This window comes from Paralimibaculum aggregatum, from assembly GCF_030270585.1.
Taxonomy (GTDB): Bacteria; Pseudomonadota; Alphaproteobacteria; order Rhodobacterales; family Rhodobacteraceae; genus Thermohalobaculum; species Thermohalobaculum aggregatum.
In genome coordinates, this window is record NZ_BSYI01000013.1 from 51,576 (window position 1) to 74,649 (window position 23,074).

The window sequence follows — 23,074 nt, forward strand, 5'->3', positions numbered from 1 at the left end:
ACCATGGCGCGGGTCTATGTCTCGAGCGTTCTCGACGCGCCGGCCGACAAGGTCTGGGCCAAGCTGCGCGACTTCAACGGGCTGCCCAACTGGCATCCGCGGATCCGCGACAGCCGGATCGAGAACGCCGAGCCCGCCGACCGCGTGGGCTGCGTGCGCAACTTCCACCTGCAGAACGGCGACGGGCTGCGCGAGCAGCTGCTCGGGCTGTCGGACTACGACATGTTCTGCACCTATTCGATCCTCGAGAGCCCGATGCCGCTGACCGGCTACGTGGCGACGCTCAGGCTCACCCCGGTCACCGATGGCGGGCGGACCTTCATCGAGTGGTCGGCGGAGTTCGACTGCGCCCCGGAGAACGAGGAGGATCTGGTGAGCGGCATCGGGCAGAACGTCTTCCAGGCCGGCTTCGACGCGCTCAAGCGGCAGTTCGCGGGCTGATCGGCGATGGTGAAGGTCCTCCGCAGCACGATCCTCGACGCTCCCGCGGATGCGGTCTGGGAGGTGCTGCGCGATTTCAACGGGCACGACCGCTGGCACCCGGCGGTGGCCACCAGCGAGATCGAGCGCGGCGAGAGCGCGGACCGGATCGGCGCGGTGCGGCGCTTCCGGCTGGAGACCGGGGAGGAGCTGCGCGAGCGGCTGCTGACCCTCTCCGATCTCGAGCAGAGCTTTTCCTACTGCCTGCTCGACACCCCGGTACCGCTGTTCAACTACGTCGCCCATGTGCGGCTGATCCCGGTGACCGACGGCGACCGCACCTTCTGGCAGTGGGAGAGCCGGTTCGATACCCGCAAGGGCGAGGAGGGCGCGATGTCGGCGCTGGTCGGCACCGGCATCTACGAGGCCGGTTTCGCCGCGATCCGCGCGCATATGGGGCTTGAGGCATGAGGAGGGGCGGGCGATGGGCCTGACGGTCGAGACCTATGCGAGCGCGGCGGAGGCGGCCCGGGCGCTCGCCGCTGCGCAGGACGCCCGCTATCTCGGCGGCGGCACGCTGGTGATGCGGGCGGTGAACTACGGCGACCAGTCGTTCCGCCGGATCCTGCGCGCCACCGACCCGGCGCTCGGCCGCATCGCCGCGCAGGGCGGGCGGATCTCGGTCGGCGCCGGCGTGACCATGGCGGAGATCACCGAGAGCCGCGAGCTCGGGTTTCTCGCCCCCGCCGCTCGGGCGGTGGGCGGGCCGGCGATCCGCAGCATGGCGACCGTCGGCGGCAATCTCTTCGCGGCGCATCCCTATGGCGACCTCGCGGCGGCGCTGCTGGCGCTCGATGGCCGGGCGGTGCTGGCGGACGGGCGCGAGCAGGCGCTCGACGAGCTCTTCGCGGCGCGCGGCCGCGGCCAGCAGCCGCTGGTGACGGCGGTGACCATCGCGCGCCCGGAGCGCGGCGCCTTCCGCTTCCGAAAGGTAAGCCGGGTGAAGCCAAAGGGTGTCTCGGTGATGTCGATCGCGGCCTGGCTGCCGCGCTCCGGCGGGCGCATCGCCGGCGCCCGGGTGGCCTATGGCGCGATGGGCCCGACGCCGCGCCGCGTGCCGCGGGTCGAGCAGGCGCTGGAGGGCCGCACGCTCGATGCCGCCGGCGTGCAGGCCGCCGTCGCCGCGGCGGCGGAGGGGCTCGATCCGCCAGAGGATGCGATCGCCTCGGCCTGGTATCGCCGCGCGGTCGCACCGGTGCATCTGCGCCGGCTGCTCTTGGAGGAGGACGGCTGATGGCCCGCACACCTGTCGAGTTTCGCCTGAACGGCGCCGAGAAGGCGGTCTTCGTCGAGGGCGGGGCCAACCTGCTCGACGTGCTGCGCCGCGGCCTCGGCGACATGACCCCGAAATACGGCTGCGGCCAGGGCACCTGCGGCACCTGCACGGTGCTGGTGGACGGGCGGCCGCAGCTCGCCTGCCTGACCCTCGCCGAGACGGTGGCGGGCCGCGAGGTGCGCACCGTGGCGGGCCTGCCCGACGGCGCCGAACTCCACCCGCTGCAGGACGCCTTCATGGAGAACTTCGCGGCGCAGTGCGGCTACTGCACCCCGGGCATGCTGATGGCCGCGGCGGCGCTGCTCGAGCGCCGGCCCGATCCGAGCCGCGAGGAGGTCGTGGAGGCGATCTCCGGCAATATCTGCCGCTGCACCGGCTACGAGCCGATCATCGCCGCGATCCTCGACGCCGCCCAGCGGCGCCGGCGCCGCGCTAGCTGAAGGAAGGCATCCGATGTCGAGCCAGACCCGCGTGGAGCTGCGCAAGGACCTCTTCGCCGACGAGCGCGACGACAACCTCAACGAGATCGGCCGGCCCACCGCGCGGCAGGACATCCTCGGCCATGTCACCGGGCGCTCGCCGTTCTTCGACGATCACCAGTTCGACGGCCTGCTGCACATGCGCTGCGTGCGCAGCCCGCATCACCACGCGAGGATCCGGCGCATCGACATCGCCGCGGCGGAGCGGATGCCCGGCGTGCGGCGGATCATCCTCGGCCGCGACGTGCCGCACAACCTCAACACGCTGCTCTCGCTGATCGATTTCGGGCGGGACGACGAGCCGCTGCTGGCGACCGGGAAGGTTTCCTATGTCGGCGAGGCGGTGGCCGCGGTGATCGCCGAGACCGAGCGCCAGGCGCGCGACGCGGTGGCCGCCGTGCGGGTCGACTGGGAGGTGCTGCCGCACGTGCTCGACCCGGAGGAGGCGCTGGCCCCCGGCGCCCCGATCGTCAACGAGACCTGGCCGCGCAACGTCTTCGAGTATCACGACAAGTACACCCACCAGAAGCTGCGCTTCGGCGATGTCGAGCGGGCCTTCGCGCGCCCGGATGTCGAGATCGTCGAGGGCCGCTACCAGATGTCGCCGATCGAGCAGGCGCCGACCGAGACCTGCGGCGCCATCGCGGCGCCGGAGACCAACGGCCGCTATGTCTGCCACACCTCGACCCAGGCGCTGTTCTTCTCCCTCGGCACCACGGCGAAGCTGCTCGACATGCCCTCGAGCCGGCTGCACTTCATCGGCGGCACGGTGGGCGGCGGTTTCGGCGGCAAGGTCGACAGCCTGCACGAGCCGCTCGCGGTGCTCGGCGCGATCCTGACCGGCGCGCCGGTGAAATACATCTGGGACCGGGCCGAGGAGATGCAGGTCGGCGCGCCGCGCGGGGCGGAACGCTGGTATCTCAAGGATGCCGTCACCCGCGACGGGCGCATCGTGGCGCGGCGTTTCCGCGGCTATTTCGACTGCGGCGCCTATACCCGGCTCTCCTCCTATGCCGTGCAGAAGGCGACCGGGCACCTGCCGGGCCCCTACACCATCGAGAACGTCTCCTCGGACGTCTACTGCGTGTTCACCAACCGCACGCCGGCCACCGCGATGCGCGGTTTCGGCATCACCGGCGTCGATTTCGCCATCGAGTGCCACATGGACAAGGTGGCCGAGCGGGTCGGGCTCGATCCCATCGAGCTGCGCATCCTAAACGCCTATCGCGACGGCGACATGAAGGCGCATCGCCGGCTCGCCAAGAACACCGCGCTGATCGAGTGCTGCCAGGTGGCGGCGGAGAAGGCGGGCTGGCCGATCCGGCCGGAATTCGCCGCGATGTCGAGCCTGACCGGCGGCGGCGGCGACCGTGCCGCGATCCCGGAAACCGTGACCGACGAGGAGGGCCGGGTCGACGGCACCCCGGCGGCGCGCCCGGCGCCCCGGCCGGCGGCGCCTGCGCCTGCGCCGGCTCCCGCAACGGCAAGCACGTCGGCGCGGCCCGCGGCACCTGCGACGCGCCCGGCGGCGCCTCCGGCCACGCCGCCCGCCGCGCCCCCTGTCGCGCCTCCTGTCTCGGCCCCCGCCCCGGCGGCGGCTCCGGCCGAGCGCCCGCAGGAACGGCCGGCGCAGAAGCCCTACCAGCCGCAGGAGCCCTTCACCCGCGGCGTGAAGAAGCCGGGCGCGCACCGGTTCTCCTCCCTTTCCGGCACGCGGAGGCGCTGAGATGGCCCGGCACAAGGGGCGCGGCTTTGCCGCCATCAACTATCCCATCGGCATGAATCTCGGCGGCGATCCGAGCCAGGCGCTGGTGCATTCCAACCCGGACGGCAAGTTCATGGTGAGCCTGTCCTCGATCGATCTCGGGCAGGGCATGAAGTCGGTCACCCGGCAGATCGCGGCGGAGACCCTCGGGGTGCCGGTGGAGGATGTCTATGTCGACACCGCCGACAGCGACACCGGCCCGCACTGCATGGGCAGCTTCGCCTCGCGCGGCACCCACCGGGTCGGCAATGCGGTGATCGCCGCGGCGCAGGAGGCGCGCGCGGTGCTGCTCGAGGCGGCGGCGGAGGAACTCGAGGTCAGCGCCGCCGATCTCGAGACCGACGGCAGGGGAAACATCCACGTGAAGGGCGCGCCGGGGCGCTCGATCACCACCGCGGCGGCCTCGCTGGCGGCGCAGTTCAAGCAGGGGCGCACGGTCTCGGGGCGCGGGATCTTCCTGATCCCCTTTGCCGGCGTCGACCCCGAGACCGGCGAGATGACCCCGGTCTCCTGCTTCGCCCATGCCGCGCTGGTGGTGGATATCGAGGTCGATGACGAGACCGGCGAGATCGAGGTCGCCAAGCTCAGCTCGGCCTACGAGGTGGGCCGCGCGCTCAATCCGAAGCTCGTCGAGCAGCAGCTCGTCGGCGGCGCCTGGATGGGCATGAGCCATGCCGCCTGGGAGACCACCGAGCCCTACTACCCGGACCGCGGCCACGGGCCGGAGGACTTCAACCAGTATCTGATGCCCGGCCCGGGGGACATCGCGCCGCATGACATCGCGATCCTCGAGCGCCCGGCGCCGGACGGGCCGTATGGCGGCAAGGGGCCGGGCGAGATGTGCGCCAACCCGGTGCTGCCGGCGCTGGCCAACGCGGTCTACGACGCGGTTGGCGTCAGGATCGACGAGCTGCCGGTGACGCCGGAGAAGATCCTGCGCGGCATCCAGGCCAATGGCGGCGCCCGGCCGAAGGGGCGGCGCTGATGCCGGTTAGGCCCGTCATCGGCGGCATCGGCAGCCCCGGGGCGCTCTCGGAGGCGCTGGCCGCCGCGCAGTATGACGCGGACCCGGAGCTCGCCACGGCGGCCTATCTGGCGCTGGCGCTCGGCAAGCCGCTGCTGCTCGAGGGCTCGCCCGGCGTCGGCAAGACCGAGGCGGCCAAGGCGATCGGCTCGGTGCTGGCGCGGCGGGTGATCCGGCTGCAATGCTTCGAGGGGATCGACGCGGCGGCGGCGCTCTACGAGTGGAACTATCCCCGGCAGATGCTGGCGATCCGCCAGGCCGGCGAGGACTATCTCAACATCTATGCCGACGAGTTCCTGATCGCGCGGCCGATGCTCGAGGCGCTGCGCGCGCCCGAGGCGGCGATGCTGCTGATCGACGAGGTCGACCGGGCCGATCACGAGTTCGAGGCCTTCCTGCTGGAGTTCCTCTCGGACTTCCAGATCTCGATCCCGGAGACCGGCACGGTGCGCGCGCCGGTGGCACCGGTGGTGGTGCTGACCTCGAACCGCACGCGCGACCTGCACGAGGCGCTGCGCCGGCGCTGCGTCTATCACTGGATCGACTATCCCGACCCCGAGCGCGAGGCGCGGATCGTGATGATGCGCGCGAGCGCCGTGGCGCGGTCGACCGCCGATGCTATCGTCGCCGCGGTCGGGCGGCTGCGTGCCGAGCCGCTGGCCAAGCCGCCGGGTGTCGCCGAGACGGTGGAATGGGCCGAGGCGGCGACGCTGCTGCAGCGCCAGGGCGCACCCTGGCCGGAGGCCTTCCGCCGCGCCATCGGGGTGGCGCTGAAGGACCATGACGACATGGCCTTCGTCGCGCCCCGGCTCGACGCGCTGATCGGCGGGGAGGCGGCATGAGCGTCGCGCCTCTGCCCCGGGCGCTGCGCCCGCTGACCGGCTTCGCCGCGGTGCTGCGCGCCCATGGCTTTGCCGTGGCGCCGGAGCAGACCGAGGGCTTCGTCGCCGCGGTCGGGCTGCTCGGGCCGACCCATGTCGAGGATCTGCGCCGCGCCGGCCATGCGCTGCTGGCACCGCCGCCGGAGCGCCATGCCGAGTTCGACGCCCTCTTCGACACGCATTTCCTTGGCCGCATCGTCGCCGCGCAGGCCACGGCCGAGGAGGATGACGAGGCGATGGAACTGCGCGAGGACCAGCCGGGCACGGTCGACCTGCCGGAGCCCGACGAGCTGCGCGAGACCGGCGCCGAGGCGACCACGGCGGAGACCCTCTCGGCCCGGAGCTTCGCGCCGCTCGGCGAGGATGCGCTGCTGCGCCGCTTCGCGCGCGAGGCGCGGACCCGCCTGCCGCAGCGGATCGGGCGCCGGCGGCGGCCGGTGCGGCGCGGGCGGCTGCTCGACATGCGGCGGGCGCTGCGCCAGGCGGTGCGCCATGACGGCGAGGTGGTGGCGCTGCCGCGCCGTGCCCGGCGCCCGGTGCAGCGGCGGGTCTGCCTGCTGATCGACATCTCCGGCTCGATGAAGGCCGGCACCGAGAGCGCGCTGCGCCTCGCCCATGCGCTGGTGCAGGCGGGCGACCGGGTCGAGGTCTTCACCCTCGGCACCCGGCTGACGCGGCTGACCCGGGCGCTGCGGCTGAAGAACCGCGAGGCGGCGCTGGCCCGGGCCGGCACGCTGGCGGCGGACTGGGACGGCGGCACCCGGCTCGGCGACGCGCTCGGCGCCTTCCTCGCGGTGCCGCGCTTCGCCAGCTTCGCCCGGGGCGCGGCGGTGGTGGTGCTGTCGGACGGGCTGGAGCGGGGCGGGCCGGAGGCGATGATCGCCGCCGTCGCGCGGCTGTCGCGGCTGGCCTGGCGGCTCGACTGGCTGACCCCGCTGGCCGCCGACCCGAACTTCGTCCCGCGCACCGCGGCGCTTTCCGGTGCGCTCCCGCATATCGACCGCCTCGGCGACGGCAGCTCCATCGGCGCCATCGCCGCGCGGCTCCTCTCACTCGGCAGGACTGACTGATGCAGATCGTCGACTCCCATCACCATATCTGGCGCCAGGCGGATCTGCCCTGGCTGCTCGGCCCGATGCAGCCGCGGATCTTCGGTCCCTACGAGCCGATCCGGCGCGACTACGGCATCGAGGAATATCTCGCCGATACCGGCGGCACCGGGGTCGTGAAGTCGGTCTATGTGCAGGCCAACTGGGCGCCGAACTGGGCCGCCGACGAGGCCGTCTGGGTCAGCGGCGAGGCCGCGCGCACCGGCTGGCCCCATGCCATCGTCGCTCATGCCGAGATGACCCGCGGCGATGTCCGCCCGGCGCTCGACCGGCTGGCGCAGTATCCGCTGGTGCGCGGCATCCGCCAGCAGCTGCACTGGCATCGCAACAAGCTCTACCGCTTCGCGGCGCGCCCCGATCTCTGCGAGGACGCCGCCGTGCAGGCCAACATCGCGCATCTGGCCGATTATGGCTGGAGCTTCGACCTGCAGGTCTTCCCGGGCCAGATGGAGGGCGCCGCGCGCCTCGCCGAGGCCTGTCCGGACGTGACCTTCATCCTGCAGCATGCCGGCATGCTCGAGGACCTCTCGGATGCCGGCCGGGACATCTGGCGCGCCGGCATGGCGCGGCTCGCCGGCTGCCCGAACGTGGTGACCAAGACCTCGGGTCTCGGCACCTTCATCCACCGTGTCGACGCGGCGCAGATCGCCCGCATCCTCGCGGAGACCGTGGAGCTCTTCGGCGCCGAGCGCTGCCTCTGGGGTTCCAATTTCCCGATCGAGAAGCTCTGGACGGGCTTCGGCGATCTTCTGGCCGCGCACCGGCAGGCGGCGGAGACCCTCTCCGAGACCGAGCAGGCGGCGCTTTTCCACGACACCGCAGCCCGGGTCTACCGGCTGTGACAAAAGACAGGGAGTGAGCGATCCATGGCCCTCGAAATCCACGTCCTCGACTATGGCGATATCGAGCTCGAGACGAGCTTCCTGGTGCTCGGCCACGAATGCGGGCGGGTCCGGCGGGTGCCGGTCTACGGGTTCCTGATCCTCGGCGGCACCTATCCGGTGGTCGTCGATACCGGCTACCGCGACAACGCGATCATGGAGAGCCTCGGCATGCGCGGGCTCCAGTTCCACGAGAACATGATCGAGAACCAGCTCGCCAGGCACGGCGTGAAGCCGGGCGATGTGCGCTATGTCGTGCACACGCATCTGCATATCGACCATGCCGGCAAGGACGACGTCTTCCCGATGAACACCACCGTGGTGCTGAACCGGCGCGAGCTCGAATGCTCGGTCTCCGGGCTGATGCATCCGCAGTATCCCAAGCCCGACATCCAGCACCTGATCGAGCGGCTGCACACCCAGGACGCGCTGCGCTTCCTCGACCTCGAGATCACCGGCGCGGAGGAGATCATCCCCGGCGTCTGGTGCGAGCCGGCCAATGCCCATACCGAGGGCTCGGCCAACGTGATCGTCGAGACCGCGGACGGGCTCGCCTGCATCTGCGGCGACGTGATCTACAACTTCAACGACCAGATCGTGAACCAGGTGCGCCAGACCCAGTTCATGGAGCCGCAGGTGACCGGCAACCATGCCGGCTCGAAGCGCGCGGAGAAGGGGGCGATCAAGAAGCTGCTCAACAATTTCCGCTATCTGCTGCCCGTGCATGACGCGCCGGCGAAGATCGAGAACCAGCAGGTCACCGGGCGGCTGCAGATGCAGGTGCCGGGGCCGGTGGTCTCCTCGGTGCCGCAGCGCAACTGGTTCCCGATGTGATCGCGGGGCGGCGCGGGCCCGTGCCCGCCGCCGTCCCCCACCCACCCACCCGGACGCCGGCGGGCACGGACCCGCCTCAGAGGGGAGCGCCGAGATGGCCCATGACGCAATGGACCCGTCCTTCCGCGAGCTGATCGCCGAGCATGCGCCGGTGCGCCAGATCGGCACCGGCTTCACCTTCACCGAGGGCCCGATCTGGCACCCGCGCGAGGGGCATCTGCTGTTCTCAGACATGCCGGCGGATGTGCGCCGGCGCTGGGACCCCGCGGGCGGCGTGCGCGAGGTGATGCGGCCCTCGAACAAGGGCAACGGCATGACCTATGACGCGGAGCTCAACCTCCTCGTCTGCGAGCACAGTACCTCCTCGGTGGCGCGCTTCGGCCCGGACGGGCGGCGCGAGGTGCTGGCCAGCCATTACGGCGGACGCGAGCTGAATTCGCCCAACGACATCTGCGTGAAGTCCGACGGCTCGATCTGGTTCACCGACCCGACCTATGGCCGGATGCCGGGCTTCGGCGTCGAGCGGCCGACCGAGCTCGGCTTCCAGGGGGTCTATCGCATCCCCGCCCGCGGCGGCGCGCCGGAGCTGGTGGTCGACCGCTATCTCTTCACCCAGCCGAACGGGCTCTGCTTCTCGCCGGACGAGCGGCTGCTCTATGTCAACGACACCGTGCAGACCAATATCCGCGTCTTCGAGATCCGCGCCGACGGGCGGCTCGCCGGGGGCCGGGTCTTCGCCAGCGGCATCGTCGATCCGCTGCGCGAGGGCGTGCCGGACGGGATGAAATGCGACGCGCGGGGCAATGTCTGGCTGACCGCGCCGGGCGGGCTCTGGGTCTATGCGCCGTCCGGCCGGCTGATCGGCAAGGTCTCGATCCCGGAGAAGGCGGCGAACCTGCACTGGGGCGGCAAGGACTGGCGGACGCTCTTCGTCTGCGCCACCCATTCGGTCTATGCGGTGCAGACCCTGGTCGGCCCGCGCACCGAACCCTTCATGCGCAGCGGCGCCCCCGCCGCCACCGCCGCGCCGGCCCCGGCCCGGGCGCGCACGGCGGCCGCCGCGGCGCCGGCGGCGGGCGGGCGCATCGAGGCCGGGCGCAGCGCGCTGATCCTGCAGGACCTGCAGAACGACGTGATCTCCGCCGGCGGGGCCTTCGCCGATTCGGGCTCGCCGCTGCATGCCCGGGCGCAGAACGTGGTGGAGAATGCCCGCCGTCTCGCCGAGGCCTGCCGCAGCCGCGGCGGGCTGGTGATCCATGTCTGGTTCGTCTGCGAGCCGGGGCATCCGGCGATGCTGGCCAATGCGCCGCTCTTCGAGGGGCTGGTCGGGGCCAATGCGCTGGTGCGCGGCAGCTGGGGCGCGGCGCCGGTCGCAGGGCTCGAGCCGCAGCCGGGGGACCTGGTGGTCGAGAAGATGACCATGAGCGCCTGGGAGAGCGGCCGGCTCGAGACCTATCTGCGCGGCGCCGGGCGCGACACCATCCTCAACTGCGGCGCCTGGACCAACATGTCGGTCGAGCACACCGCCCGCACCGGTGCCGACAAGGGCTATCGCATGATCGTGCCGCAGGATGCCTGCTCGACCATGAATGCCAACTGGCAGCGCGCCTCGATCGACTTCGCAATGGCCAATGTGGCGGAGATCGCCACGGTCGACGAGGTGATCGCCCGGCTCGCCTGAGCGCGGCCGGGCCCGGCCTGCCACCGACCGGCCTGCCATCGCCGCGCTCTCGGCCGGCAGCGGCATGGGCATCGGGTTGGGGGGCCGGCAGCTTAGGACATCCCCGGGCCGGCAGGCTCCCGCGCGCCGCGGGTTCGCGGTCTGTGGGCAGGCCCCGGGCGGTGCCAGGCCGCCTGCCCGCCCGCCGGCACATGGCGCCTGCCATAACTGGCTGGACTCATCCGATATCTGCTTGTGAATAGCGCTTAAAAATGATCCGACACCGCAACTTTATACGGTGGGATATAATGTGCCAACGCTTCGCAGGTCGCAGAAGGATATTGGCAATTTCGACAAATTTTCTTGACCATTGTCATGGATCTGGGCCAACCAATGGAAACAAGAATTGACGTGTCCGGAATTGCTACTGAGAGTCTCATTGTGGGGGGGTGACGGATGCCGAACGCGGATGCGGGGGATATTGGTGCCTCCGGCACGAGTTCAGCGAGATGGTCGGTGCTGTTGCTGGCCCAGAATGCCAAGGTCGTCGATCTTCGAATTGCCAGGCGCAATCTCGCGCCGATCCGCCGTGCGCTCATCGGGCAGTATGCAGACGAGGTTTCGGCACGGCTGCCAGCCCATTTCCCTGTGTGTCCGGCGGCGCTCTGCGTCGCGTTCGGCCGTGCGCTCGATGCGGCGCTGATCCGCGGCCAGGATGCCGCGCGCGAGGCGGCGCGGAACCGCCTGCTGCTGGCCGAGGCGGCGCTCACGCATATCGCGCGGCTCGCGGTGGTCTGGCCGCGGGCGATCGGCGCGGAGCGGCGCTCCGGGAGCCTCGCCGAGGGGCGCCGGATCCTGGCCGGGATGATGGCCGGTGCCGATCCTGCCGAGGGGCGCCGCCGTCTCGGCGCGATCCTGCGCAGGGAGTTCGAGAGCTGCACCGCCGGGGGCGGCACCGCCGGCCGGCTGGTCGCGCGGCTCGAGCGGATCCAGCCGGAGCTGCCGTCCGATCCGCCGCTGGCACGGGCCGATGCCGCCTGGTTCGACCGCCGCCTCGCGGCCGCGCCGCAGTTCTCGGACGCGCCGGACCGTGACGGCGCCCCGGCCGAGCCCTGCGGGCAGTTTTCCCGTGCCGGCCATCCGGCGCTGCGCATCCGGGCCATGCTGGTGCAGGCCGCCGAGGACCTGCAGCGGCTGGAGGAGGATGCCGTCCCGGTGGAGGATCTGGCCGAGCTTGGCCATCGCAGCCATTTCGCCGGTTGCGGCATCGCGCGCACGGCGCGGGGGCCGCTCGCCTGCCGGCTCAGGCTCGACAAGGGCCGCATCGTCGATTTCCGGGTGGTCGGGCCGACCGAATGGCTCGCGCATCCGGATGGCGCGCTGGCCCGCGCGCTCGGCGCGCTGTCCGGCCCGGAGATCGAGGCGGATGCCCGCGCCGTGACCGCCGCCTATGCGCCCTGCGTGGGGCTCGAGTTCCGGCTGGTCGAGCGGGTGGCGCAGGCGAGCTGATCGCTCCGGCGCCAGCCCTCGCGCGGGCGTTGTGGAAAAATCCTGGGGCGCCTCTGGCGCGGGCGAAAGGGCTCCTCTAAGGTCTCCCGGACAGTGGTGGGCGGGCCGCCTTGCCGTCGCTTCGCCCTCCAGACCCACAACCGTGAAATCTGGTGCAATGCCCATGAGATACGAAGCGCCGCAATCCGTGGATACGGCCGTCGCCCTGCTGGCGGAGGCGGCCGGCTCCGCGCATGTCCTGGCCGGAGGAACCGACCTCCTGGTGCGCCTGCGCTCGGGCCATATCGAGCCCGAGCTGGTGGTCGACATCAAGCGGATCGAGGGGATGCGGGCGATCGTCGAGGAGGACGGCGGCTGGCGAATCGGCGCCGGCGTGCCCTCGGCGGAGCTCGGCGAGCATGCCGGCGTCCGCGGCGCCTGGCCGGGCGTGGTGGAGGCGGCCGGGCTGATCGGCTCGACCCAGATCCAGGGCCGCGCGACGCTGGCCGGCAATCTCTGCAACGCCTCTCCGGCGGCGGACAGCGTGCCGGCCATGGTGGCGGCGGGCGCGACCGCGCGCATCGCCGGGCCCGGCGGCACCCGCGACGTCGCGGTGGAGGACATCCCGACCGGCCCGGGCAGGACCAGCCTGCGGCCGGGCGAATTCGTCGCCTCGATCTACCTGCCGGCGCCGGCGCCCCGCTCGGGCGATGCCTATCTCCGTTTCATCCCGCGTACCGAGATGGACATCGCGGTGGTCGGCTGCGGTGTCGCGCTGACGCTCGACGAAGGCGGCACCTGCATCGCCGCCCGGGTCTCGCTCGGCGCCGTCGCCGCCAAGGTGCTGCTGGTCGGGAAGGCCGCCGCGGCGCTGGTCGGCACGGCGGTGGACGATACCGCGCTCGCCGCGCTCTCGGCGGCCTGCTCGGAGGCCTGCAGCCCGATCGACGACAAGCGCGGCACCGTCGCGTTCCGAACCCATGTGGCCGGGGTGCTCGCCGAGCGCGCCGCCCGCATTGCGCTCTCCCGTGCGAAAGGCTGAAGATCCATGAGCCAGATCCACGTCACCACCAAGATCAACGGCGACGAGACGGAGTTCCTCTGCGAGCCGGAGGACACGCTGCTCGACGTGCTGCGCGACCGGCTCGGCCTGACCGGCGCCAAGGAGGGCTGCGGCACCGGCGATTGCGGGGCCTGCTCGGTCACCGTCGACGACCGGCTGGTCTGCTCCTGCCTGATGCTCGGCGCCGAGGCCGAGGGCCGCGAGATCGCCACCATCGAGGGCATGGCCGATGGCGAGGTGCTGCACCCGCTGCAGCGCAAGTTCATCGAGCATGCCGCCCTGCAATGCGGCATCTGCACGCCGGGCATCCTGGTGGCCGCGAAGTCGCTGCTGGAGAACAATCCCGATCCCTCCGAGGAGGAGGCGCGCTACTGGCTGGCCGGCAATCTCTGCCGCTGCACCGGCTATGACAAGATCATTCGCGCGGTGATGGATGCCGCCGCCGAGATGCGCGGCGAGATCGCCAACGACCCCGATGACAGCTTGAGGAGGGCTTCCTGATGGCGCTCGACAAACAGGCGGAGACCGCGAAGCGGCAGTTCAAGGTCGTCGGCACCCGGCCGAACCGGCCCGACGGGATCGACAAGGTCACCGGCCGCGCGCGCTTCGGCGCCGATGCGGTGGCGCCGGGCATGCTCACCGGCCGCGTGCTGCGCAGCCCCCATGCCCATGCCCGCATCGTCAAGATCGATGCCAGCAGGGCGGCGGCGCTGTCCGGCGTCAAGGCGGTGGTGACGCGGGCCGATTTCCCCGAGCCGCCGGCGCATGTGGCGGATGTGCTCGACAACTGCATGGCCGGGGCGAAGGCGCTCTATGACGGGCATGCGGTGGCGGCGGTGGCGGCGGTCAGCCCGGCGGTGGCGCGCCGCGCGCTCAAGCTGATCGAGGTCGAATACGAGGTGCTGGCGCATGTCACCGATGTCGACGAGGCGATGCAGCCCGGCGCGCCGGTGCTGCACGAGGGGCGCACCGACGAGACCGTGCCGGAGGGCTTCTCGGGCAACGTGATCAGCCGCTGCGAGTTCGGTCATGGCGACATCGAGGCCGGGCTCGCGAAGGCCGACCGGGTGGTCGAGCGCAGCTTCCGCACCGCGGCGACCCATCAGGGCTATATCGAGCCGCATGCCTGCCTCGCGCAGATGGGGCCGGACGGGCAGGCCGATCTCTGGTGCTGCACGCAGGGCCATTACATGGTGCGCAACACCTGCGCCGCGATCCTCGGCATGGAGGTCGGCCAGCTGCGGGTCACCGCCTCGGAGATCGGCGGCGGTTTCGGCGGCAAGACCACGGTGTTCCTCGAGCCGGTTGCGCTGATGCTCTCGAAGAAGGCCGGCCGGCCGGTGAAGATGGTGATGAGCCGCGAGGAGGTGCTGCGCGCCTCCGGGCCGACCGCCTCGACCTCGATCGATGTCCGCATCGGCATGACGAAGGACGGCCGGATCACCGCGGGCGATGCCGTGCTGCGCTATCAGGGGGGCGCCTATCCGGGCTCGCCGGTGGGCATGGGCTCGATGTCGGCCTTCGCGCCCTATGACCTCGAGAATGTCCGCACGGTGGGCTTCGACGTGGTCAGCAACCGGCCCAAGCAGGCGGCCTATCGCGCCCCGGGGGCACCGATGGCGGCCTTCGCGGTGGAGAGCGTGATCGACGAGCTGGCCAAGAGCCTCGGGCTCGACCCGCTCGACGTGCGCATCCGGAACGCCGCGGTGGAGGGGACGAAGTCCTCCTACGGCCCGACCTATCCGGCGATCGGTGCCAAGGCGACCTTCGAGGCCGCCAAGGCGCATCCGCACTGGAGCGCGCCGCTCGGCGAGAACCAGGGGCGCGGCGTCGCCTGCGGCTTCTGGTTCAACTTCGGCGGCGATACCTGCGTCACCCTCAACGTCAATCTCGACGGCACGGTCAGCGTCTCCGAGGGCAACCCGGATATCGGCGGCAGCCGCGCCTCGATGAGCATGATGGCGGCGGAGGAACTCGGCATCCCCTACGAGCAGGTGCGCACGATCATCGCCGACACCGGCTCGCTGGGGCAGAACGAGGTGACCGACGGCTCGCGCGTGACCTTCGCGGTGGGGCTCGCCACCATCGAGGCCGCGCGCCAGGCGATCAGGGTGATGTGCGCCCGCGCCGCGAAGATCTGGGGCATCGACGAGGATGCGGTGGTCTGGGAGGACGGCGCGGCCAAGCCGGCCGGGCCCAATGCCGGGCAGTTCCCGCCGATGTCGCTGGCCGAGATCGCCGCGGTGGCCTCCAACACCGGCGGGCCGATCGCCGGGCATTGCGAGGTGAACGCGGAGGGCGCCGGCGTCAGCTTCGCCACCCATATCGTCGACACCGAGGTCGATCCGGAGACCGGCGCGGTGAAGATCCTGCGCTACACGGTGATCCAGGATGCCGGCAAGGCGGTGCATCCCGACTATGTCGAGGGCCAGTTCCAGGGCGGCGCGGTGCAGGGCATCGGCTGGGCGCTCAACGAGGAATACATCTATGGCGAGGACGGCCGGCTGCAGAACCCGGGCTTCCTCGACTATCGCGTGCCCGTGGCCTCCGACCTGCCGATGATCGACACGGTGATCCTCGAGATCCCCAACCCCGGGCATCCCTATGGCGTGCGCGGCGTCGGCGAGACCTCGATCGTGCCGCCGCTGGCGGCGGTGGCCAATGCGGTCTCCGCGGCGGCCGGGGTGCGGCTCACCGATCTGCCGATGTCGCCGCCCAAGGTGCAGGCGGCGATCCAGGCGGCGCGGGGCTGAGGCCATGGTCGAGGTCGCGATCTGGGGCTCGCTGCGGGTCGCGACCGAGGGGCGGGCGACCGTCGAGATCGAGGCCGGCAATCTCCGCGAGCTGCTCGACGGGCTCGCGGAGGCCTATCCCGACCTGCGCCCGCAGCTGCGCCGCGGCGTGACCGTGGCGATCGACGGGCGCAACTTCAACGATCACTGGTTCGAGCCGATCCGGCCGGACAGCGAGGTGGTGCTGCTGCCGCGCATCGTCGGCGGCTGAGCCGCGCCGGCCATCCCGGCGGCGGGCTGGCATGGTGCCGCCCGGACGCCCCGCTCCCCCGCTTCGAGCCGCCCGGCGTGATTGCGCCCGGGTCGGCGCGGCAGGGCGGCAAGGCTGATCGGCCCGGTCGCCGCGACCCGGGGCGCGGCATCCGGCGCTCCCGAAGCCGGGCGATCCGCCCGGTTGCCCTCTCCGCTGGCGGTTCTGGAACCTCATCGAGCCGGCCCCGCCGCTACCCCGAATCGGCCGGACCGGGCGAGAGGCAACGGCTAATCGGTGCGTCTCAATTGTTCGCGGTGTCCGTGCTAGAGGCGCACTGCGGCCACCCCGAGGCCAGACGAAGGTGCGGTTCCGCGACTGGCGGAGCGTCGCGCAGTTTCCTTGCAGCAACCGGGCGCCGGGCGAGACGATGACCCGGCGGCCACGCGAAACCCTGACGGCGACCGGCGCCGCGTACCGGCCCCACGCCCGGCTAGGCGCGCATTGGCGCGATCAGGACTACGTCTCCGCGGGCGGTCAGATTGAGGATGCCAGCATCGTCGCGACATCCCGACAGGGCCTAACCGGCATCGGACGCGCATCGGCAAAGCGTGAAGGCATTCCCGGCGGCCGGACGCCACGCCGGCATTGCCCCACCAGACCAACCGCGATGCCCGGCGGCCCGCGGCGCAGCCGCCGCCAGCGGGGGGCACACGGGGCGCCGATGGCGCTGGTCAGCAGGTGCCGGAACCTGATCCCGACAGACCGCCGCCACGGTTCCCGCCGCCGTCGCTCGGCGATGGATGCCGCCCGCCACGATGCCAGGGAACCGCCGGCACCGCCCGACCGCGCGCCAACCGCCCCGCCGGTCCGGGTCGGGACTGCGCAGCGCCCACGGAGAAACGCCGCGCCGATCATCGCGGCAGCCCCGGTTTCCACGGCGCCGTTCACACGGGCACGCAGAGGGGTGCGCCCGGCCCCGCGCAAGCAGGCCGACACCATCCGCCCAAAGGGGCGCGTTGCCACCGGGCGGGGCTCTGGCGAGCGCAGGGACAGGCCCGGCCCTCTCGTGCGTGCCCTTAGCCTCGTGCGGGTCCGCGCCGCGGCCGGCCCCGCCAGCCCGGCCGGCAATCTCCATCGGGCATCGCCTACCCGAGACCGCAGCGGCCGCCGCATGGCCCGGCAAACCGATCGGCCAGATGCGTCACCCAAGCCAGCGAGCCCGAACCGCAGACTCCGCGCCGCCGATCAACTCAGCACTCGCCACAGGCGACCGAAGGAATTCTGTGCGCCTCATTGCTGCCCGGGTTTGGTGAATTGTGGCCATAAATCTGAAATGCCACAGGCAGGTCGAGGTGATCGGCGTTGCGCGGTTCGGGGTTGCGTCTGTGTCGTCCCTCCCATCTGTCGGACACTTTCTGCCCCAGGGGCGAGTTCGGGAGCGAGGGACGCCGCCGCTGACGGATGCGGTGCCCGGCTGTCGCCAGACAGGCAGGCGGAGTGACGATCCCAGGATACGTTCACCTCTCGCCGGCCGAAGGGGCGCGGATCGCCGCCCTGCAGGCTACGGGCCCGAGCCTTCGGGCGATCGCGGAAACGTTCCGGCGGGCGCCTTCGATGATCGGTTGCAGGTTACGATGCAATGCGCGTCTGCACGGCGCTTGCCGGCCATCCATAGCCAATGGCCCTGCGAGCATGGCGACATCTCCTGCCATGGCCGCGTCAGGCAGAGGGCGGCGCCTGTCATTGCCCGGCGGTGGCGCGGTTCGGCATGGGTGCGGCCGGCACGGGGGGCAGGCGTTGGCGCTCGAGACGGGCGATCCCCGCCCCGGCCCGCTCCGCGTTGGCAGGCGCGCCGGGCGGACCGGGGCGCTGGCGGACCCGATGCGTGCGCGCCTCGAGGAAGCGCCCGTCACCGCGGCCAAGGAATGGCGCGCGGGACTCGCCGAGCCGGGCCACGCAATCGGCGACGGCCTGCCGAAGGGCGTCTTTCGCCCTTGCGGGATCGCGCGGAAGGGAAGGCGCGTAGACCGGCGAACCGAGCCGCCCGGGGGTGCCGCGGAGGCGGCGGGACCGGTCCGAGGGGCAGCCCGACCTCGATCCGGCGAGAGCGACGCTCCGCGCCCGCCGCTGCGCTGCGACGTCGGTGGGACCCGGGCAAGACCGGCCTGGCGGGCCCTCACGGCTGGCGTCGCCCTGGCGAGCGCCTCCGGAGGGGAAGCTGCATGGCCATTCGAGAGCAACAACCATCGTCGCCGGGCCTTCCATGTGCGGGATGGGGGCGCCCTTCGCTCTCGGCGGGCCGGTCATCCGCGCCGCCTTCGAGGCCCGTGTGCAACGGGGCGCGTCCCAAAGCGAGCCCCTGCGACGGTGTGGTCAGAGAGAACGTCCCGGGCCACGAGGGGTCGTGCGCGGTGGTCGAGGTCGCAAGCGCAGGCCGTCCGGTCCTCCCGACCGCCCGCCGGAAGCCGAGCCGATCGGGAGCGCATCCGCGAGGCCGAGGGCCTTGCTCCGGCAGGCCGCCGCGTGCATCGCCGGCGGTGTCTGCATCGCCGATCCGATGGCCGCGGGCCAATGCGCCGAAGGCGTTGCCGCCCGGCGATGGGATGCAGGCTGGCTGACTACGGCTCGGGGCGGTGACAGGCGGCCGTTCCAGCGCCGCCAGCGCCGTCCGGCCCGCTGGTCTTTTTGGTGCCGCGTGTCCGGATCGAACGGACGACCTACCGCTTACAAGGCGGTTGCTCTACCAGCTGAGCTAACGCGGCGCCGGGCCGTACAGGGGCGCCGTCGCCCCCGGCGGGCGCGGACGACGCCTCTCCTATAGGCGCAAGGCCCCCCCTGGCTCAAGCCTGCTCTCCGGGAGGCTGGCCGGCAAGGCTGTGTTAACCATGTCGGCGCTAGGCTCGGGATGGGCCCAGCCGCCGGCCCCAGTTGCCCGCGAGTTCCGATGTTGCTGCCGCCGCGCCTTGCCCTCGCCGCCCTTCCCGCCCTCTGCCTCGGCTGCGCGCCGGAGCCGCCGCCCCCTGCGCTGCCGATGGCACTGCCGCCGCCGGTTTCGGCAGGGGTGATCGCGGGCCTGGCGCTGCCGGCGCGGGTCGGGCTGATCCGCGTCTCGGCCGGGCGGGTGACCCCGGTGCCGGCCAGCGAGCAGGTGCGCTGGCGCGGCGCGCTGCACGAGGTCAATCACCGGCTGCCGGCGCGGATCAGGCTGCTGCCATTGCCGCTGCCGGTGGAGGGGGCGGGGCTGCAGGCGATGATCGCCGGGCTGATCGAGATCGCCCGGCTGCAGGGGCTCGACGCCGTGCTGATCTACGAGCTCACGGTACGGGCCGAGGACGATCCGGTCGCCGCCGGCATCGCCGGGATCCCGCTCTTCGGCGGCATCGTGCCGGGCACCGTGATGACCGAGGCGCAGGGCCGCGGCCTCGCCATCCTCGTCGACACCCAGAGCCGCGGGCCGATCGGCTTCACCGAGGCGCGGCTCCAGGCCGCCGCGGTCGGCACGCTGAAGGCGAGCGGCGGCGAGGGGGCGAACCTCCAGCCGATGGCGGAATATGCCATGCTGCACGCGCTGATCCCCGGCGCCGAGGACATGCTGACCGAGGCGGCGGCGCTGCGCTTCTAGGCCGGCTCAGGCCTGCGGGCCCTCGGCCGGCAGCGCCGGCGGCGTGGCGGGCGCGCGGGGGGGCCGGATGCCGGGCTCCTCGGGCGGATCGGCATCGAGCCCGAGCTGCGCGGCCAGCGCGGCGTAGCTCCGGCGCAGCGCATCGGTCCAGACCGCCTCGCCGGAGACGCAGAGCGTTGCCTCCGAGCGCAGGATCAGCCCGTCCTCGAGCACGCGGAGATGGTTCGCCCGCAGCGTCGCGCCGCTCGAGGTGATGTCGACGATCGCCTCGGCCATGCGGTTCTTCGGTGCCGCCTCGGTCGCGCCCTGGCTGTCGACGATGCGGTAATCCGCCACGCCGCGGGCGCGGAAGAAGCTGCGGGTCAGGTTGTGGTATTTCGTGGCGATGCGCAACGAGCGGCCGTGCCGTGCGCGGAACGCGGCGCAAACCTCGTCGAGATCCGCCATGGTCTCCACATCGACCCAGAAATCCGGCACCGCCACCACCAGGTCGGCATGGCCGAAGCCCATCGGTGCGGCGAGGCGGACGTCGCGGCCGCGGAAGGCGACGCGCTCGCGGATCAGGTCCTCGCCGGTGACGCCGAGATGGATGCGCCCGGCGGCCAGCTCGCCCGGAATCTCGCCGGCCGAGAGCATCACCACCGCGAGCCCCTCGGCGCCCCGGGCCTCGGCGCGGTATTCCCGCGAGCGCGCCGAGGGCGCGATCTCGATCCCGCGCGCGGCGAACCAGGCGATGGTGTCGGCCTGCAGGCGGCCCTTCGAGGGCAATCCGAGAACCAGCGCGGACATCTCAGCCCTCCCCTGCGGCGGCCAGCGCCACCTCCGGACGGATCATCGCACCGATCGCCGGCACCGGCTCGGCGGCGCCGAGGCGCCGGGTCATCCGGTCGTAGCGCCCGCCGCCGGCCAGCGGCGGCAGCCCGGGGCGCAGCGCCTCGATCTCGAAGACGAAACCGTCGTAATATTCCAGCATGCGGCCGAAGCGGGCGTCGAAGGGCAGTTCCTCGGCGTCGATCCCGATGCGGTTGAGCGCATCCAGCCGGACCTCGAAGCGCTCGAGCGCCGGCAGCAGGTCGAGCCCGGCCGCGGCGGTCAGCTCGCGCAGCCGCGCCAGCGCCTCGCCGGAGGGGCCGTGCACCGAGAGCACCGCCTCGATCAACGCCGCCTGTTCCGCCGGCATCCGCGGCTCGTCCGCGGCGGCGGCGAGCGCCTCGGCCCGCGCGGCGACCTCCTCGAGCCCGCGCGCGCCGAGCACCTCGCGGCCGTCGGCGGCCAGCGCATCCAGCGCCTCGGGCCCCTCGGCGGCGGCGGCCAGCAGCGCCCGGCGCTGTGCCCCCGGCTCGGGCGCGGCGGCGGTGAAGCCCTCGATCAACGCCTTGAACCGGGCCGGGCGCCAGAAATGCCGGCGCAGCGCCGCCTTGCGCCGCGCGGGCATCTCCAGCGCGTCGATCAGCGCGAGGAAGATGCCGGTGTCGCCGGTGCTGACCTTGTGCGCGCCGCAGCCGAGCGCCTCGAGCCCGCGCAGCGTCAGCGCCAGCACCGCGGCATCGGCGGCGCCGCGGTCGGCGTCGCCATAGCGCTCGATCCCGGCCTGGAGATACTCGATCGGCCGGCCGGAGCGGTCCTGCAGGCGGAACACCGGCCCGGCATAGGCATAGGCGGCGCGGCGGTTCCAGCCGCCATCCCCGTGCGCCATCGCCACCGGCACGGTGAAGTCGGGGCGCAGGCAGAGCTCGCCGGCGGTCACCGGCTCGGGGAAGATGAAGGCGCGGGTGCGGATATCCTCGCCATAGAGGTCGAGCAGCACGTCGGCGTCGAGCAGGTGGCGCGGCTCGAGCGCGACATAGCCCTCCTCGGCGAACAGGGCGCGCAGCCGGGCCACCGCGTCGTCGCGGGCGGCGAGGGCAGCGCCGGTGAGGCAGTCGACCATCGGCTCAGTCCTTCCCGCGGGCCAGCATCTTGCGGATCTCGGCCACCAGATCGGCGCGCGCCACGGTGATCTGCGCCGGCTGCGAGACCCATTCCGCGCGGGTCTCGATCTCGGCGGCGAGGCGGGCGCCGAGGGCGAGGTCCTTGAGCTGCACCTGGCCGGCGGCCTTCTCGTCGCCGCCCTCGATCACCGCGATCGGGGCGGCGCGCCTGTCGGCATATTTCAGCTGCTTGGCCATGTTGCCGCCGCCGAGGAAGACCTCGGCGCGGATGCCGGCACTGCGCAGCTCGGCGCACATGGTCTGGTAGTCGGCCATGCGCTCGCGGTCCATCGCGAGGATCACCACCGGGCCGGCGGCCTCGGCCTCGCCGCGGCCGATGGCGGCCAGCGCGGCGAGCAGCCGGTCGACGCCCACCGAGATGCCGGTGGCGGGCACCGCCTGGCCGGTGAAGCGCTTGACCAGATCGTCATAGCGCCCGCCGCCGGCGACCGAGCCGAACTGGCGCCGGTTGCCCTCCTCGTCGGTGATCTCGAAGGTCAGCTCGGCCTCGAAGACCGGGCCGGTATAGTAGCCGAGCCCGCGCACCACCGAGGGGTCGATCACCGCCCGCGTGCCATAGCCCTGGGCGGCCATCAGCTCGGCCATTGTCTCGAGCTCGGCAACGCCATCGGCGCCGGTGGCGGAGCTGCCGACCAGCTCGGCAAGGCGCGCGCAGGTGGCCGCCGCGGTCTCGCGCCGGGCGGCGACGAAGCCCATCAGCAGGTCGATCTGCCCCTCCGCCAGCCCGGCGCCGGGGGTGAAGGCGCCGGATTCGTCGCGCCGCCCCGGCCCCATCAGCGCGCGGACCCCGTCCTCGCCGAGCCGGTCGAGCTTGTCTATGGCGCGCAGCGCGACGCCGCGGGCGGCGGCCTGCGCCTCCGGCTCGGCCGGGTCGAGCAGCCGGGCCGCCTCCATCACGCCGTTCAGCACCTTGCGGTTGTTGATGCGGATCGCGACATCCTCGCGCCCGATGCCGATCGCCTCGAAGGCATCGGCCAGCATCATGCAGATCTCGGCATCGGCGGCGACATTGGCCGAGCCCACGGTGTCGGCGTCGCACTGGTAGAACTGGCGATAGCGCCCGGGCCCCGGCTTCTCGTTGCGCCAGACCGGGCCGACGGCATAGCGGCGATAGGGCGAGGGCAGGCTCTCGCGGTGCTGCGCCACCACCCGCGCGAGCGGCGCGGTGAGATCATAGCGCAGCGCCACCCAGTCCTCCTTGCGGGCCTCGGCGGGGTCCTCGACATCGGGCCAGGCGAAGACCCCGGCATTCGGCCGGTCGACATCCGGCAGGAAGGAGCCGAGCGCCGCCACGGTCTCCACCGCCGAGGTCTCCAGCGGGTCGAAGCCATAGGCGTGGTAGATCGCGCAGATCCGCTCGAGCATGGCCCGGCGCTGGGTCACCTCGGCGCCCATGTAGTCGCGGAAGCCGCGAGGGGTCTCGGCCCTGGGCCGGGGCGCCTTCTTCTTCTTTTCTTTCGCCATGTTTTCCGGGGACCTGCTAAGCTGCGCGCGGTGGCTGACTAGCGGATCGGGGACCCCCGGGCAAGTGACGCC

At 72.3% G+C, this 23,074-nt stretch carries 20 protein-coding genes and 1 tRNA gene; 17 read left to right on the plus strand and 4 right to left on the minus strand.

Annotated elements, in window-relative coordinates:
- Positions 1–3 precede the first annotated feature (3 nt).
- The 16 genes from QSJ97_RS09835 to QSJ97_RS09910 all read left to right on the plus strand — a co-directional run bounded on the left by QSJ97_RS09835 (position 4) and on the right by QSJ97_RS09910 (position 15,943).
- A complete protein-coding gene (locus tag QSJ97_RS09835; protein WP_285671575.1) occupies positions 4–441 on the plus strand; it encodes an SRPBCC family protein in 438 nt (145 codons plus the stop codon).
- A 6-nt stretch (positions 442–447) separates the two neighbouring features.
- Positions 448–891 (plus strand): SRPBCC family protein, encoded by a 444-nt coding sequence (locus QSJ97_RS09840; protein ID WP_285671576.1) that lies wholly within the window; start codon positions 448–450, stop codon positions 889–891.
- Between the two features lie 13 nt (positions 892–904).
- Entirely contained in the window at positions 905–1,714 is an 810-nt protein-coding gene (locus tag QSJ97_RS09845) for an FAD binding domain-containing protein (RefSeq protein ID WP_285671577.1), read from the plus strand.
- Positions 1,714–2,196 (plus strand): (2Fe-2S)-binding protein, encoded by a 483-nt coding sequence (locus QSJ97_RS09850; RefSeq protein ID WP_285671578.1) that lies wholly within the window; start codon positions 1,714–1,716, stop codon positions 2,194–2,196. Before QSJ97_RS09845 ends, QSJ97_RS09850 begins: the two co-directional genes overlap by 1 nt.
- 13 nt (positions 2,197–2,209) lie before the next feature.
- The gene (locus QSJ97_RS09855) at positions 2,210–3,961 is read left to right on the plus strand and encodes a xanthine dehydrogenase family protein molybdopterin-binding subunit (RefSeq protein ID WP_285671579.1); all 1,752 of its coding nucleotides are present in this window, start codon (positions 2,210–2,212) and stop codon (positions 3,959–3,961) included.
- Between the two features lies 1 nt (position 3,962).
- Positions 3,963–4,985: a xanthine dehydrogenase family protein molybdopterin-binding subunit gene (locus QSJ97_RS09860; RefSeq protein WP_285671580.1), complete on the plus strand. Its 1,023-nt coding sequence runs from the start codon at positions 3,963–3,965 to the stop codon at positions 4,983–4,985.
- On the plus strand, positions 4,985–5,866 hold the full coding sequence (locus QSJ97_RS09865) for an AAA family ATPase (protein ID WP_285671581.1): 882 nt from the start codon (positions 4,985–4,987) through the stop codon (positions 5,864–5,866). Before QSJ97_RS09860 ends, QSJ97_RS09865 begins: the two co-directional genes overlap by 1 nt.
- Positions 5,863–6,975 carry a vWA domain-containing protein gene (locus QSJ97_RS09870; protein ID WP_285671582.1) on the plus strand — a complete coding sequence of 371 codons (1,113 nt, stop codon included), beginning with the start codon at positions 5,863–5,865 and terminating at the stop codon, positions 6,973–6,975. Before QSJ97_RS09865 ends, QSJ97_RS09870 begins: the two co-directional genes overlap by 4 nt.
- Complete coding sequence (locus QSJ97_RS09875; RefSeq protein WP_285671583.1) at positions 6,975–7,856, plus strand: amidohydrolase family protein; 882 nt, start codon at positions 6,975–6,977, stop codon at positions 7,854–7,856. Before QSJ97_RS09870 ends, QSJ97_RS09875 begins: the two co-directional genes overlap by 1 nt.
- A gap of 24 nt (positions 7,857–7,880) precedes the next feature.
- Positions 7,881–8,729, plus strand: coding sequence for an N-acyl homoserine lactonase family protein (locus tag QSJ97_RS09880; protein WP_285671584.1), 849 nt, complete (start codon positions 7,881–7,883; stop codon positions 8,727–8,729).
- Between the two features lie 94 nt (positions 8,730–8,823).
- A complete protein-coding gene (locus QSJ97_RS09885; protein ID WP_285671585.1) occupies positions 8,824–10,410 on the plus strand; it encodes an isochorismatase family protein in 1,587 nt (528 codons plus the stop codon).
- A gap of 495 nt (positions 10,411–10,905) precedes the next feature.
- A complete protein-coding gene (locus QSJ97_RS09890; RefSeq protein ID WP_285671586.1) occupies positions 10,906–11,898 on the plus strand; it encodes a hypothetical protein in 993 nt (330 codons plus the stop codon).
- Positions 11,899–12,061: 163 nt separating this feature from the next.
- Positions 12,062–12,919: an FAD binding domain-containing protein gene (locus QSJ97_RS09895; protein WP_285671587.1), complete on the plus strand. Its 858-nt coding sequence runs from the start codon at positions 12,062–12,064 to the stop codon at positions 12,917–12,919.
- Between the two features lie 6 nt (positions 12,920–12,925).
- Positions 12,926–13,441, plus strand: a complete 516-nt coding sequence (locus QSJ97_RS09900; RefSeq protein ID WP_285671588.1) for a (2Fe-2S)-binding protein — start codon at positions 12,926–12,928, stop codon at positions 13,439–13,441.
- The gene (locus QSJ97_RS09905) at positions 13,441–15,693 is read left to right on the plus strand and encodes a xanthine dehydrogenase family protein molybdopterin-binding subunit (protein ID WP_285671589.1); all 2,253 of its coding nucleotides are present in this window, start codon (positions 13,441–13,443) and stop codon (positions 15,691–15,693) included. Before QSJ97_RS09900 ends, QSJ97_RS09905 begins: the two co-directional genes overlap by 1 nt.
- A gap of 4 nt (positions 15,694–15,697) precedes the next feature.
- Positions 15,698–15,943 carry a MoaD/ThiS family protein gene (locus QSJ97_RS09910; RefSeq protein WP_285671590.1) on the plus strand — a complete coding sequence of 82 codons (246 nt, stop codon included), beginning with the start codon at positions 15,698–15,700 and terminating at the stop codon, positions 15,941–15,943.
- A gap of 2,668 nt (positions 15,944–18,611) precedes the next feature.
- On the opposite strand, the gene QSJ97_RS09915 is transcribed toward QSJ97_RS09910, so the two are convergent.
- Positions 18,612–18,687 (minus strand) — tRNA-Thr (locus QSJ97_RS09915).
- Positions 18,688–18,869: 182 nt separating this feature from the next.
- Between QSJ97_RS09915 and QSJ97_RS09920 the strand changes: the two genes are divergently transcribed.
- Positions 18,870–19,547 (plus strand): hypothetical protein, encoded by a 678-nt coding sequence (locus tag QSJ97_RS09920; protein WP_285671591.1) that lies wholly within the window; start codon positions 18,870–18,872, stop codon positions 19,545–19,547.
- Positions 19,548–19,553: 6 nt separating this feature from the next.
- Here the strand turns inward: QSJ97_RS09920 and hisG are convergent, their stop codons facing one another.
- Genes hisG through hisS form a run of 3 tightly spaced genes read right to left on the minus strand, consistent with a single transcriptional unit; the run spans position 19,554 to position 23,002 of the window.
- A complete protein-coding gene (hisG, locus tag QSJ97_RS09925; RefSeq protein ID WP_285671592.1) occupies positions 19,554–20,336 on the minus strand; it encodes an ATP phosphoribosyltransferase in 783 nt (260 codons plus the stop codon).
- A gap of 1 nt (position 20,337) precedes the next feature.
- Complete coding sequence (locus QSJ97_RS09930) at positions 20,338–21,477, minus strand: ATP phosphoribosyltransferase regulatory subunit (RefSeq protein WP_285671593.1); 1,140 nt, start codon at positions 21,475–21,477, stop codon at positions 20,338–20,340.
- 4 nt (positions 21,478–21,481) lie between these two features.
- Positions 21,482–23,002 (minus strand): histidine--tRNA ligase, encoded by a 1,521-nt coding sequence (hisS, locus tag QSJ97_RS09935; RefSeq protein ID WP_285671594.1) that lies wholly within the window; start codon positions 23,000–23,002, stop codon positions 21,482–21,484.
- Between the last annotated feature and the right edge of the window lie 72 nt (positions 23,003–23,074).

Coding starts and splice junctions, on each gene's coding strand:
- QSJ97_RS09865 (WP_285671581.1), top strand. CDS start 4,985: ATGCCGGTTAGGCCCGTCATCGGCGGCATCGGCAGCCCCGGGGCGCTC.
- QSJ97_RS09885 (WP_285671585.1), top strand. CDS start 8,824: ATGGCCCATGACGCAATGGACCCGTCCTTCCGCGAGCTGATCGCCGAG.
- QSJ97_RS09860 (WP_285671580.1), top strand. CDS start 3,963: ATGGCCCGGCACAAGGGGCGCGGCTTTGCCGCCATCAACTATCCCATC.
- QSJ97_RS09870 (WP_285671582.1), top strand. CDS start 5,863: ATGAGCGTCGCGCCTCTGCCCCGGGCGCTGCGCCCGCTGACCGGCTTC.
- hisG (WP_285671592.1), bottom strand. CDS start 20,336: ATGTCCGCGCTGGTTCTCGGATTGCCCTCGAAGGGCCGCCTGCAGGCC.
- QSJ97_RS09920 (WP_285671591.1), top strand. CDS start 18,870: ATGTTGCTGCCGCCGCGCCTTGCCCTCGCCGCCCTTCCCGCCCTCTGC.
- QSJ97_RS09845 (WP_285671577.1), top strand. CDS start 905: ATGGGCCTGACGGTCGAGACCTATGCGAGCGCGGCGGAGGCGGCCCGG.
- QSJ97_RS09930 (WP_285671593.1), bottom strand. CDS start 21,477: ATGGTCGACTGCCTCACCGGCGCTGCCCTCGCCGCCCGCGACGACGCG.
- QSJ97_RS09835 (WP_285671575.1), top strand. CDS start 4: ATGGCGCGGGTCTATGTCTCGAGCGTTCTCGACGCGCCGGCCGACAAG.
- QSJ97_RS09910 (WP_285671590.1), top strand. CDS start 15,698: ATGGTCGAGGTCGCGATCTGGGGCTCGCTGCGGGTCGCGACCGAGGGG.
- QSJ97_RS09850 (WP_285671578.1), top strand. CDS start 1,714: ATGGCCCGCACACCTGTCGAGTTTCGCCTGAACGGCGCCGAGAAGGCG.
- QSJ97_RS09905 (WP_285671589.1), top strand. CDS start 13,441: ATGGCGCTCGACAAACAGGCGGAGACCGCGAAGCGGCAGTTCAAGGTC.
- hisS (WP_285671594.1), bottom strand. CDS start 23,002: ATGGCGAAAGAAAAGAAGAAGAAGGCGCCCCGGCCCAGGGCCGAGACC.
- QSJ97_RS09880 (WP_285671584.1), top strand. CDS start 7,881: ATGGCCCTCGAAATCCACGTCCTCGACTATGGCGATATCGAGCTCGAG.
- QSJ97_RS09895 (WP_285671587.1), top strand. CDS start 12,062: ATGAGATACGAAGCGCCGCAATCCGTGGATACGGCCGTCGCCCTGCTG.
- QSJ97_RS09855 (WP_285671579.1), top strand. CDS start 2,210: ATGTCGAGCCAGACCCGCGTGGAGCTGCGCAAGGACCTCTTCGCCGAC.
- QSJ97_RS09875 (WP_285671583.1), top strand. CDS start 6,975: ATGCAGATCGTCGACTCCCATCACCATATCTGGCGCCAGGCGGATCTG.
- QSJ97_RS09840 (WP_285671576.1), top strand. CDS start 448: ATGGTGAAGGTCCTCCGCAGCACGATCCTCGACGCTCCCGCGGATGCG.
- QSJ97_RS09900 (WP_285671588.1), top strand. CDS start 12,926: ATGAGCCAGATCCACGTCACCACCAAGATCAACGGCGACGAGACGGAG.